The following is a 12,565-nucleotide window of genomic DNA, read 5'->3' as shown; positions in this document are numbered from 1 at the left end:
TGCGCCTCGCTATTTATCGAAAGATAAGTTATCGTTCGATAAATTGTAGCGGAAACGGACGCGGCGGCAAGGGTGGGAAGCGCGGTGTTAACCCTCGAAACGGGGGGCGGACCGTCCGGCGCCGGATGCGGCGATGCGCCCGGACGGGCTCGGATTCGTCGTCGAGCGATTCCGAATTAACGTCAATTTACGCGGCCCGCGTCGAGCGGCGACGCGGCTGCAGTCCAGCCGCCGCCCAGCGCGCGGACCAGGCTGACGGTCGCGATCGCATACGCCTGGCGGCTGTGAATCAGCTGACGCCGCGTATTGAGTGCGTCCCGATCGGCGTCGATCACCTCGAGATAACTCACGTAGCCGTGCGCATATCGGCTCAGCGATAGCCGTGCCGCGGCATCGGTCGCGCGGGTTGCGCTGTCGAAGCGCACGATCCGCTCCTTCTGCGCGACGATGTCGTTGAGCGCGTCCTGCACCTCGCGTAATGCGCCGATGGCGACCTCGCGATAGTTCGCATTCGCGGCAACGACACCAGCTTGAGCCGCGGCCACCGCAGCATCGCGTTTGCCGCCGTCGAAAACGGTTTCGGCGACGCTGAGCCCGAGACTCCACAGCGAACTGTTGCGATCGAGGAACGTGTGCAGATCGCGGCTGGCGAAGCCGCCTTGCGCGGTCAGCGTCAGGGTCGGCAGCCACGCGGTATGCGCGATGCCCAGTTGCAGCGACGCGATATCGACCCGGCGTTCCGCGGCAAAGACGTCGGGGCGATGGTTGAGCAGCGTCGAGGGCAGGCCGGCCGGTATGTCCGGCACGCGAAGGGCGGCCGATGCGGGCGCGATGTCGATCGTCGTCGGAGACGCGCCGGTCAGGACGGCGATTGCGTCGACGAGATTCTCGCGCAGTCGCACGCTTTCCGCATGATCGGCTCGGGCGGTATCGAGATCGGCGGCCGCGCGCAATGCGTCGAGATCGCTCGCCGCGCCGGCCCGGACACGCGATGCGATCACGTCGAGCGCAGTGCGTCGCAGGTCGATCGCGCTGGCCAGGGCGGCAAGATCCTCGTCGACGTAATGGAGTGTCAGATAATCGCTCGCGACTTCCGTCGCGACGCGCAGACGGATCGTGTCGCGCTCCGCGACCGCCTGCAGCACGCTTTGTTTGCCGATCGCCGTGTCGCCGCGCAGGCGCCCCCACAGGTCGATTTCGTAACTGGCATTCACCGGCATCGACCAGTTATGCATCGTGCGCTTCGGCAATGCGTTGTCGACGGTACCCGACACACGGGCGCGGCTGAACGACGGATCGATTCCGACCGTCGGCAGCAGCGCGGCCTCGCGCACACCCAGCAGCGCCTGCGCCTGGTCGATGCGTGCGACGGCGGCGCGAATTTCGTGGTTGTGCGCGAGTGCCGCATCCACCAGCGCTTCGAGCCCCGGGTCGCCGAACAGCGACGGCCATCCGGCTAACGGGGCGGGACGCGCTGCAAGCGCGTCCGCATGACGAAAGGCATCCTGCCCGACCGGCACCGGCGCGATCGGCTGAGGGGCGATCGTGCATGCGGTCAAGCCGCACAGCACGATCAGGAGCGGGGCGCACTTCATGATGGCTCGCGTTGCAGCGTGACGACGACCGACAACCCGGGCCGGATACGCGGTTCGGTGGCGGCCGCATTGTCCAGCAGGATCTTGACCGGCACCCGCTGCGTGACTTTCGTGAAATTGCCGGTCGCGTTGTCGGGCGGCAGCAGCGCGAACTGGGAACCCGTGGCCGGCGACAGGCTGTCGACGTGCCCTTGATAGGCCACGTCGGGCAGCGCATCGAAATGCAGCTGCACCTTGTCGCCGACGCGTACGTGTTTGAGCTGGGTTTCGCGAAAGTTCGCGACGATCCACGGATGCGGTTCGACGATCGTGAGCAGCGCCTGGCCCGGTGCGACATGCTCGCCGGTCTCGACGGTCTTTTTGCCGACCCGGCCGTCCGACGGCGCGATGACCGTCGTGTAGCCGAGCTGCAGCAGCGCATCGTGCAGTTCCGTGTCGTTCTGCCGCGACACGGCATCGGCCGCCGTGGTCGCGGCCAGTGCGCTGCGTTGCTGGGCTTGCGCCGCGACGACGCGGGCGCGTGCAGACTTGCGCGCCGCGTCGGCCGCATCGAACTCCTGTTTCGACAATCCCCTTGGCGTTTCCCGCGTCAGCTCGCTGGCACGTGCGTAGTCGAGCTCGGCCCGCTCGGCGTCGGCATGTGCGGAAACCAGTGCCGCGCCGGCCTGTTCGAGCAGCGCCTGGGCCCGGCTCGTATCGGACTGGGCTTGCGCGACCCGCGAGCGCTGCAGCGCAACGCGCACGTCGAAGTCGCGCGTGTCGAGCAGGACGAGCGGATCTCCCGCATGCACGAACTGGTTGTCGTTCACCAGTACGCGCTCGATCGTGCCGGTCACGCGCGGCGAAATCACGTGCAGGTGGCCGGTGACGTACGCGTCGTCCGTGCTGAGATCGCGTACCTGGAACTCGTAGATCAGCACGGTCGCGAGCGTGGCCGCGAATACGGCGATCAGCGCGATCGGCAACCAGCGCCTGGGTGGGGTCGGTGAGGGTTGATTCGGGGGCGTCGGGGTCACGATCGGGGCACTCCATCGAACAGACGGGTTTCGGAACATCGCGTTATGCTTGCGCGACTTTCATGCATGGGAGTCGTTCGATAATGAACACGATGCTCGTTTCGGGCGGCGCGGCGCCAGCCACGGATGTGCCGCCGCTCCGCGCCATCGCGGCGATTGTCGCCGTGTTGCTCGGCGCAATGATCGCGACGCTCACGTCGCGCATCACGTCGCTCGGGCTGGCCGATGTGCGCGGTGCGCTCGGCATCGGTTTCGACGACGGGGCGTGGATCAATACCGCGTTTATCGCGTCGCAGATGTTCATCGGCCCGCTCGCGATCGCGGCCGCTTTCGTGTTCGGGACGCGCCGCGTGCTGCTGGCAGGCGCCGTCGTGTTCCTCGCCGCGGAGAGCATTCTGCCGCTTTGCCGGGGCTTCGGCTCGTTCATGATTTGCCAGTGCATTGCGGGACTCTCGTCCGGCGTGTTCGTGCCGCTGACGGTCGGTTTTGTCGTCCGTACGCTTCCGCCGCGCCTCATTCCATTCGGCATCGCGGCGTACGCGATGAATCTCGAGATGTCGCTGAACCTGTCGGCCACGCTCGAAGGCTGGTACAGCGAGCATTTGAGCTGGCGCTGGCTGTTCTGGCAGAACGCACTGTTGACCCTCCCGTTCATCATCTGCCTGCTGATGTCGTTGTCCGACGAACCGATCAAGCGCTTCGCGTCCGGCACCGACTATCGCGGCATGCTGCTCGGCGCCGGCGGGTTCACGTGCCTGTGCATTGCGCTCGATCAGGGCGAACGGTTGTTTTGGCTCCAGTCGCCGCTGATCGTCGCGCTGTTTTGCGCGGGTATCCTGATGATCGCGGCTTTCCTGATTCACGAACTCGCGTCGAGGCAGGCGGGCCTGGATCTCGGCTATCTCCTGCGGCCGAACGTGGCGCTGCTGATCCTGCTCGTCGGCCTCGTGCGCTTCACGGTGCTCAACACGAGCTTCATTCCGTCGGCCTTTCTCGCGAACGTCTACGGGTTGCGTCCGCTGCAGATCGGCGACACGCTGCGCTGGATCGCCATGCCGCAGTTGCTGTTCGCCCCCTGCGTCGCGCTGCTGCTGCAGCGATTCGATCCGCGGCGGCTGATCGTGATCGGTTTCGTGATGATCGCGATTGCGTTCGCGCTGGGCTCGCGCCTGACGTCCGTCTGGGCCGAGCCCGATTTCATCCCGTCGCAACTGATCCAGGCGCTCGGGCAGACCATGGCACTCACGTCGGTCGTGTTCTTCTTCGGCAAGCACGTGACGGCCGAGTACGCGCTGACGTTCGGTGCGGTCGTACAAACGACCCGCTTGCTCAGCGGGCAACTCGGCACCACGTCGATCTCGGTAGTCCAGCGCGTCATGGAAGCAACCCATTCGAATCTCGTCGGTCTGCATGTGTCGATGTCCGATCCGGCCACGCTCGAGCGATTGCAGGCTGGCGCGGCGTCGCTGGTCGCGCATGGGGCGACGTTCGCGACCGGCGATGCCGGCGCCTATGCGCTGCTCGACCGAGCGGTACGCGTGCAGGCGACGACGCTCGCGCTCGCCGACAATTTCCGGCTGGCCATGGCGTGCGCGCTCGTGGGTGCGCTGATCGGGCTGGTGCTTCGCTCGCCGCGTCCGGCATGAGTGCCGGCGCGGTGGCGTGGCGCGAATCGCGCCGTCGATATTGGCGGTCGGCGTTTGAAAGGGAATCGCGGTGACCTGAATTTTCCTGAAATTTCGGGAAAGCGACGCCGGCGCGCGCAATCAGGGCGCCGCCGAGGTGCGCCGGTTCGAGCGCCGGGCCGGCTGATCCGGCGCTCGATGCGGGCGCTTACGCCTTCAGGAAGGCGAGCAGCTCTGCGTTGATCCGATCGGCGTCGACCACGCACATGCCGTGCGCTCCGCCTTCGATCACCTTGAGCTGCGCGTGCTTCACGATCTTTGCCGACAACCGGCCCGAATCGTCGATCGGCACGATCTGGTCGTCGTCGCCGTGCAGGATCAGCGTCGGCACGTCGATCTTCTTCAGGTCTTCCGTATAGTCGACCTCCGAGAATTCCTTCACGCACAGGTACTGACCGTAGGCGCCGCCCATCATGCCCTGCGCCCAGAATGCGTCGATCGTGCCTTGCGACACCTTCGCATTCGGCCGGTTGAAGCCGAAGAACGGGACGGCCAGATCCTTGTAGAACTGCGACCGGTTCTCGGCGACGTTCTTGCGGATGCCGTCGAACACGTCCATCGGCAGGCCGCCGGGATTGGTGGGCGACTTGACCATTTGCGGCGGCACCGCACCGATCAGCACCGCCTTTGCGACACGCTTCGTGCCGTGCCGGCCGATGTAGTGCGCCACTTCGCCGCCCCCCGTCGAATGGCCGACCAGCGTCGCCTCGCGCAGGTCGATCGCCTCGATCAACGCGGCGAGGTCGTCGGCATAGGTGTCCATGTCGTTGCCTTGCGACGGCTGGCTCGACCGGCCGTGCCCGCGACGGTCATGCGCGATCACGCGGTAGCCGTGCTGCACGAGAAAGAGCATCTGGGGATCCCACGCATCGGAGCACAACGGCCAGCCGTGGGAAAACACGACCGGACGGCCGGTGCCCCAGTCCTTGTAGTAGATCTGCGTGCCGTCTTTCGTGGTGATCGTGTTCATCGCGTGGGCTCCATGATGGGCAGAAGAGGCAGTGACGTGTTTCGTCGCGGCGGCATTGGCCGCCGCGCTCGGAAGTGCTGCAGCGGCAACGGCGGTAGCGCCGGCGAGCAGCATCTCGCGTCGCCGGGTCGAGGGAACGGCATCAGTGGATGCGGAACGCATCGGGACTCCTTGTGCGTGCGGCTGAACGGTGCCGCGTCGAATGATTGTTGTGGCTGCCCGTCGTACGGCAGTGATACCGGCCGACGACCGGCAGGCGCGCGCCGTGATGCGTGGGTGACGCGTGATGCCGGCGAACACGGAAGGGAGCCTACCTTCCAGCCGGGCGGCACGTACTGAAATCGGGCTGAATTGTTTTGAACGGTCCCGGGCTGGCGCGTGCCGTTCGCGATGCAAGGAAATTTAAGCGCGGCGTCAAGACTCTTCAGTGGGTTCGCGCTATCGTCATTCTCGACGCGTCCCGAGCCGTTGCGGCGTCGACTCCCGTTTGGGGGCGATGCCGGCGTTGCGTCGGGACCCGCATCATTTGCCAGGACTTGCAGCCATGGACGAATTCAATCGTTGGGAACAGATGATTACGCTGCTTGGCGCCCCCCCCGCTGCGGGATTCCGGATGATCACGTCCGGCCGGGGGGCGGGCGGTATTTCGCGACCTCATCGCGATGCTGGCCCGGTGCCGTCGAGCGGGAGCCTGCGACGTCGATCGTCCATCGTCACGGCCGAGCGGCAGACCGATTCCTCGGTGCTCGTGTCGTGGAGCGACCCGACCCGCTGCCGATACGACGAGCAGCGGTGGATCAGCGCGAAGTGCCGCAGAAGCGGCAACTGTGCGCTGACCGGGCAGGCCATTCATACCGGCGATGCGATCTACAAGCCGCAGTGGCGTGGGGAGCGACGCCCGGCGAACAGTGCGGAGATGATTCTCGCCGTCGAAATGGAGCGCTTCATCGTCCGCATGGAGCTTGCGTGACACGTGGTGCGCACGCAGTCGATCGACCTTTTCATGTGTCATTCGCAGGAAACAATCATGAGCACGTTCAAGACTCGCGACGGTGTTTCGATGTACTACAAGGACTGGGGTGCCGGCCGCCCGGTCGTCTTCATTCACGGTTGGCCGCTGAGTGCCGACATGTGGGATGTGCAGATGCACCACCTGGCGCTGCAGGGCTTTCGATGCATTGCGTACGATCGCCGCGGGTTCGGCCGTTCCGATCAGCCGTGGAGCGGCTACGACTACGACACGCTCGCCGACGATCTGGCGGACTTGATCGAGGCGCTTGACCTGCACGATGTGACGCTCGTCGGCTTTTCGATGGGCGGCGGCGAGGTGGCGCGCTACATCGGCCGGCACGGCACGAAGCGTGTCGCAAAGGCGGTGCTGCTGGGTTCCGTCACGCCATTGATCGTGCGACGCGACGATCATCCGGAAGGCGTCGATGTCGCCGTATTCGACGGTATCCGGGCGGGTATCTCGGCCGATCGCGCGGCATTCTGCGAGGGATTCTGGCCGCTATTCACGGGCTCGAATCGTCCCGGCACGACGATCTCGCAGGCGGCGCTAGACTGGACGACGATCATGGCGTCGCAGGCTGGACTGAAGGGGATGCTCGACTGCGTGCGCGCGTTCTCGGAGACGGATTTCCGGGCAGACCTCGACAGGTTCGACGTACCGACGCTCGTGATTCACGGCGACGACGACCAGACCGTGCCGCTCGCGCTGACAGGTGCCGCCGCGGCGAAGCGGGTGCCAAACGCGACGCTGAAGGTGTACGAGGGCGCCCCGCATGCCCTTTATCTGACGCATGCAGATCGGTTGAACGATGATCTGCTGGCCTTCGTGCGGGAATGAGTGCGCGCCGGCGCGCTTCAGTCCTTCCAGCTCGAGCCGAGCACGAGGCCGCAGAAATTCGTGCGGCAGTAGTTCGGGTCGAAGCGCTCGAGCACGTCGGCGCATACATTGCCGAACGCCGTCGCGGGGCGTTCGGCAATGCCATTTGAAAGCGCTTCGAGGATCAGTTCCTTGAAGCCTGCGCCGCGCGGCCACGCTTGCAGGATCTCGTCACGCTCGGCGCGGCTGATTTCGTGGAAGTGCAGGCCCATCAAGTCGGTCTCGACGCCGGCGCCGAGCAGTGCCGTCAGCGGCGTCATGTGCGGGTGAATGCCGGGCGTCGTATGCAGTGCAATCGCGTGCCAGGCATCGGCGGTATGCTCGGGCGAGACGCCGCTTTCGTCGAGAAACGTATGCACGGCATTCGCTCCGTCCACCTCGAAACGCTTGCGCGAATGCCGGTAGCGCTCGGTCAATCCCATGTCATGGAACAGCGCGGCGACGTAAAGCAGTTCGCTGTCGAAAACGAGCTTGCGGCGCAGGCCGATGATCGACGCGAACAAGAACACGCGCATCGCATGTCGATACAAAATCTCTGGCATCTCGGCGAGCACGGTCGCGACGGCTGCCCGAGCGACCGGGCCGTCCGGAATCCGGACGCCGGCAATACGGTTGTCCATGAATGTGTCCCTCACGACACGGACATGACGGCTTCGAAAGGTTGCGCATCGCCGGATGCCGCAATGTGCCGGGAACGGAGCCGGCGTTTGGCGATGGTTGTGACATTCGTGATGGTCGTCATGTGCGATTCTCGTGAAATCCCGCAGGCGATAGGAGACGATGGTGGCGCGTCTACGCGCTGTCGTTACCCTGGATCGTCGCGCTATCGTGGACCGAATGTCCTGAGCCGAGGCTGAAACGTTCTGAAAGGCAGGGGATCGGGCAGGTACCGACGCGCGTACTACGACTACACGCCGGATCGACGTCTTGCGGGTCGGTTCCCTGCATCCGCGATTGCGCCCGAGATTGCACCATCGAGCCGCTCATTTGCTTGTCGGGTATTTGCTTCGAAACATGCCGAAAATGACGTGTCGATGATTCGGCGGGAATTTATATGTAAAAGTTTCTTTTGAATTTCGTCGTATAAGACGTGCTGACGCGAAGCTTGACACGCGGGGGAATCGAGCAGTTGACCCAATAGGGGAATCGCTTCAAAAAATCAGACATATAGCTTCTGATTATTTAAATCATTGGGCTTGGAAAATGACGTAGCATTGGCCCGAACCGGTGCTGGTCCTCGCGCCGGACGCCATATATCGCATCAGTACTACGCTCCCTCATGATTCGCATTGGAACGCTTCACGTCTTCCTCGACAGGCGTGAAATTCGCTCGAATGGCAAACCGGTACGCATCGGTAGTCGCGCATTCGAGATTCTCGAGCTGCTGATTCGGGCAGACGGCGCATTGATATCGAAAAACGAGATCATGCAGCGCGTCTGGCCGCATACGGTGGTCGAGGAAAACAATCTTCAGGTGCATATTGCCGCGCTGCGCAAGGCGCTCGCCGGCGACCGCAACCTGATCGTGACCGTCCCCGGGCGCGGCTATCGTCTCGTCGGCGGCTGCGACGACGATTTGCAGGTCGCGCCGTCCGTGTCGCCGGCCGTCCACGGCGAAAACGCGTTGTCCTTGCGTGCCGCGACCGCACCGAACGCGTTGATCGGGCGACAACACACGGTTGCCGATGTACTGGCCGCCCTTGATGGTGCTCGCGTGGTTACGCTCGTCGGCGCGGGAGGGATCGGTAAAACGCGCGTTGCGATCGAGGCCGCTGCCGAGGCAGCGGCACGTTTTCCTGACGGCGTTGTGCTCGTTTCACTCGCGGCGGTGTCGGATCCGCGTTTCGTGCTCGACACGCTCGCCGCGGCGCTGGGCATCGTGCAGGCTGCCGGATCGCTGACGATCGAGACCGTGGTCGCGCGCTTGGCAGGGCGTCGGTCGCTCGTCGTGCTCGACAATTGCGAGCACCTGATCGAGGCGTGCGCGCAGATCGCCGAAGCGTTGACCGCCGCGAATGCAGGGATATCGGTCCTGGCGACCAGTCGAGAGGCGTTGCGCGTCAACGGAGAACGACTGCGCCCGATTCCGCCGCTCGATGTGCCGAGCGAGGACGAAGAGTGCGGCGGCATCATGAATGCGAGTTCGGTGCAACTGTTCGTCGCCCGCGCCCGTGCCTCCGATCCGCGCTTTCCGCTCGATCCGCATAGCCTGTCGCTGACGGCGTCGATCTGTCGTCACCTCGACGGCTTGCCGCTCGCGATCGAGCTTGCCGCGGCTCGTGCAGCCGTATTGGGCCTCGAAGTGCTCGCCGCGAATCTCGACGACCATTTTCGGCTCCTGACCGGTGGGTTCCGGACCGCGTTGCCGCGCCACCAGACGCTTCGGGCGATGTACGACTGGAGCTATCGGCTGCTCGACGACGCGGAGCGCCTGCTGCTCCGCCGGCTAGGTGTGTTTCGGGACAGCTTCTCGCTCGAGGCCGTTCGCGACATCATCGATGCCGAAGACCTGCCCGACCTGGACTTGCTCGATGCGATTGCCGGGCTCGTGTCGAAATCGCTCGTCATCTTCGAAAATACGAGCGGCGGGCCGCGCTACCGCCTGCTCGCGACCACACGTGCGTATGCGCTGCAACAGCTCCAGAACAATGGCGAATGCCAGGCCGCTGCGCTGGCCCACGCACACTATTTCCTGACCTTGTTCAAGCAGGCGCCGGCCGGAGGAGCGGATGGCCGGCCGCTGACCCGTCTCGACGCGGTGCACTGCGAGCTCGGCAATCTGCGTGCTGCGCTCGATTGGGCATTTTCGCCACGCGGCGACCGGCGAATCGGCGTTGCACTTGCTGCTGTCGCCGTGCCGTGCCTGTTCGACCTGTCGCTGGTCGACGAATGTCGCGAGCGGGCACGTGCCGCACTCGATGCGACGCAGGATCCGGAACTGGCGTCGATTTCGGCCGATACCCGAGTGAGATTGCTTGCCGCCTATGCGGCGGCGCTGGCGCACACCGCCGGTCCGAATCAGGACACGCACGACGCTTGGTCGGACGTCCACGCTCTGGGGCTCGAAGTCAGCGACGACAGCCGCGGGGGCGGCCACGAATAGCCGACGTCGAGCCCTGCACGGCATGCCATCGGGAGGCGCCGGATCGTCGCAAGGACGGTGGTCCTGTTCCGGCCGGAATTAAGAACATTTCAGGCGGCAGACAGGACATTCGTCAAGCCCGACCCTACAGTAGAGGCTTGGAGATCGCACGACGCAACCGGAATCCGGTCGTCGGCTGGCGAGAGCGCAGGGCTTGCGCCCTGGACAATCATTCGGATCGTCGATCGATCAGGCACATCATGAATACCGTTCAGTCCAGCCGTTTCGGCCAGGCGACCGATCTCGGCTTGCTGTTTCTGCGCGTCGGCGCGAGCGTGCTCGTGCTGATCGTTCACGGCATACCGAAAGTCGTACATTACGCGGCCGAAGCCGCGGCGATCGAGGATCCGTTCCATATAGGCAGGACGGTGTCCATCCTGTTTGCGATATTCGCGGAAGTCGTCTGCCCGATCTTCATGATCGTCGGCCTGTGGTCGCGCCTCGCCGCGCTGCCGATCATGATCGTCACGATGATCGCGCTGGTGTTCGTCCATCCGGACTGGCCCGTTCGGGAAGCACAGTTCGCGTGGATGCTGCTGATCCTGTTCGGCACGATCGCGATTGCAGGTGCCGGCCGTTATTCGCTGACAGCCATCGTCCGCCGCCGCGATTAGGCGAGGCGGTATTGGCGGCATGCGCTCCGATTGCCATTCCTGCATCAGCACCGGCCCAACATGCTGACTTTCTCTCACGCAGTGCTCTACGGTGCCCCCATCGTCATGGCGGATGTCGTCGCGTGGCGCTTGCTGGGGCGCGGCAGTTCCATCGGCAGAACGATCTGGCGGTGTACCGCATTTGCGGCGTTGACCTACGTGCTGTTCACGAACGGCGTCAGCCCCGTTGCCGTTCCCGTCGCGCAGGAACTGCCCGTGCGCCTCGCGATTCAGGCGATTTGCGTCGCGTGGTGGCTGCAATGCGCGATCGTCATCAGCCTGATGCTCGATCATCTGCTGCTGCCACGATCGTGGCGCACGCAGCGGCTCTTTCACGACATCGCGGCCGGCGCGATCTTCGGCGCCGCAGGGATCGCGGCGCTGGGGTATGTGCTCGGCCTGCCCCTGAGCGGTCTGATGGCCACCTCCGGTGCGATGGCCGTGATACTGGGCCTGGCCATCCAGAACACGCTGAACGACGTGTTTTCCGGCCTGGTGCTCAACACCACGCGGCCGTTTCGCCTGAATGACACCGTTGCCATCGGCGATCTGGAAGGGCGGGTCATCGAGAGCAACTGGCGTGCGACCAAATTGATCAACGGTCTCGGCAATCTGGTCGTCGTGCCGAACAGCGCTGCGGCCAAGGCGACGATCGTCAACCTGAGCGAACCGGCGAGCACGCACGGCGTGACGCTCGTGCTCGAAATCGACCCCGAAGTCAGGCCCTCCGTCGTGCTCGATGCACTCGAACGCGCTGCCGCGACGTCGCAGGACGTGCTGGCGAACCCCGCGCCCATCTCGTCGGTCCGGGCATTCCGGACCAGTTCAGTCGAGTACGAGCTCATCTGCTATGTCGACGCGATTCAGAAAAAGACGTCCGTGCGCAACCAGCTCTATGATCTCGTCCATCGTCACCTGTCCGCGGCGGACGTCGTGTTGCGCCCGCTTGCGGCGCCGCTCGTCGCTCGACCGTCGGTATCGCACCGGCAGCGCCTGCTGCGCGCGGTCGAGCTGTTCTCGAATCTCGACGACGCGGATCTCGCGGTACTTGCCGACGCGCTGACTCAGCACCGTTTCAGCAAGGGGGACGTGGTCTATGCGTCGAATGCCGATACCCGGACGCTGACCCTGCTCGAAGCCGGCGTCGTTTCGGTGGTGGTGCCCGGTAGCGCAGGCAACGTCGAGGTCAGGCGCATGGCGCCCGGCGACGCGATCGGCCAGTCCGTCGTACTGGCCGGGACGAAGCTCCATGCCACGGCTTACGCGATGACGCCGGTCAGGGTCTACCAGCTGGATAGCAATGCATTGTCGCCGCTGATCGGCAGGACGCCCGAACTCGGCAAGCTGATGTGCCAGTCGCTCACCGAGCACATCGCAACGGAAGAACGGCTGATGATTCCGCCGGCGGCAAAGGAGGGTGCTTCGTTCAGTCTCGTCGCCTGGCTCGAAAAGGAAATGCGGCTCTTCCATCAGGCGATCCGCTGACATGGGCGCGGCTTCCGGGATGTTTCCGAACGACGCGTGAGTGCGTCGCGGTGCAGCAGCACGTCATAGCACGTCATCGCGTGCGACACCTGGCGGTGGGCCGCTGCATCGGCACTCCCGTCGCCGGGCCG

At 64.7% G+C, this 12,565-nt stretch carries 10 protein-coding genes; 6 read left to right on the top strand and 4 right to left on the bottom strand.

Going from position 1 to position 12,565, the window contains the following annotated elements; translation table 11 throughout:
- Positions 1-182 precede the first annotated feature (182 nt).
- Positions 183-1,595 (bottom strand): efflux transporter outer membrane subunit, encoded by a 1,413-nt coding sequence (locus BFF94_RS10720; protein WP_128848074.1) that lies wholly within the window; start codon positions 1,593-1,595, stop codon positions 183-185.
- The gene (locus tag BFF94_RS10715) at positions 1,592-2,614 is read right to left on the bottom strand and encodes an HlyD family secretion protein (protein WP_372454178.1); all 1,023 of its coding nucleotides are present in this window, start codon (positions 2,612-2,614) and stop codon (positions 1,592-1,594) included. The genes BFF94_RS10720 and BFF94_RS10715 overlap by 4 nt, the downstream gene beginning before the upstream one ends.
- Before the next feature lie 59 nt (positions 2,615-2,673).
- Here BFF94_RS10715 and BFF94_RS10710 point away from each other — a divergent pair, with 59 nt between their 5' ends.
- On the top strand, positions 2,674-4,257 hold the full coding sequence (locus BFF94_RS10710; protein ID WP_246637268.1) for an MFS transporter: 1,584 nt from the start codon (positions 2,674-2,676) through the stop codon (positions 4,255-4,257).
- 187 nt (positions 4,258-4,444) lie between these two features.
- Here BFF94_RS10710 and BFF94_RS10705 read toward each other — a convergent pair whose 3' ends face one another.
- Positions 4,445-5,428 (bottom strand): alpha/beta fold hydrolase, encoded by a 984-nt coding sequence (locus BFF94_RS10705; protein ID WP_201260444.1) that lies wholly within the window; start codon positions 5,426-5,428, stop codon positions 4,445-4,447.
- Positions 5,429-5,810: 382 nt separating this feature from the next.
- On the opposite strand from BFF94_RS10705, the gene BFF94_RS10700 reads away from it, so the two are divergent.
- Entirely contained in the window at positions 5,811-6,236 is a 426-nt protein-coding gene (locus BFF94_RS10700; RefSeq protein WP_128848085.1) for a DUF3331 domain-containing protein, read from the top strand.
- 57 nt (positions 6,237-6,293) lie between these two features.
- Complete coding sequence (locus tag BFF94_RS10695) at positions 6,294-7,115, top strand: alpha/beta fold hydrolase (RefSeq protein ID WP_128848087.1); 822 nt, start codon at positions 6,294-6,296, stop codon at positions 7,113-7,115.
- A gap of 17 nt (positions 7,116-7,132) precedes the next feature.
- Here BFF94_RS10695 and BFF94_RS10690 read toward each other — a convergent pair whose 3' ends face one another.
- Complete coding sequence (locus BFF94_RS10690) at positions 7,133-7,774, bottom strand: HD domain-containing protein (protein ID WP_128848090.1); 642 nt, start codon at positions 7,772-7,774, stop codon at positions 7,133-7,135.
- A 659-nt stretch (positions 7,775-8,433) separates the two neighbouring features.
- Here BFF94_RS10690 and BFF94_RS10685 point away from each other — a divergent pair.
- From BFF94_RS10685 to BFF94_RS10675, 3 genes are all read left to right on the top strand, one after another.
- Positions 8,434-10,257, top strand: coding sequence for an ATP-binding protein (locus tag BFF94_RS10685; protein WP_128848092.1), 1,824 nt, complete (start codon positions 8,434-8,436; stop codon positions 10,255-10,257).
- A gap of 239 nt (positions 10,258-10,496) precedes the next feature.
- A complete protein-coding gene (locus BFF94_RS10680; RefSeq protein ID WP_128848095.1) occupies positions 10,497-10,910 on the top strand; it encodes a DoxX family protein in 414 nt (137 codons plus the stop codon).
- A 60-nt stretch (positions 10,911-10,970) separates the two neighbouring features.
- Positions 10,971-12,434 (top strand): mechanosensitive ion channel family protein, encoded by a 1,464-nt coding sequence (locus BFF94_RS10675; RefSeq protein WP_128848098.1) that lies wholly within the window; start codon positions 10,971-10,973, stop codon positions 12,432-12,434.
- Positions 12,435-12,565 lie beyond the last annotated feature (131 nt).

The sequence above is a fragment of the Burkholderia catarinensis genome, from assembly GCF_001883705.2.
GTDB classification, from domain to species: Bacteria; Pseudomonadota; Gammaproteobacteria; order Burkholderiales; family Burkholderiaceae; genus Burkholderia; species Burkholderia catarinensis.
This window is presented reverse-complemented; position numbering and strand designations above follow the sequence as displayed.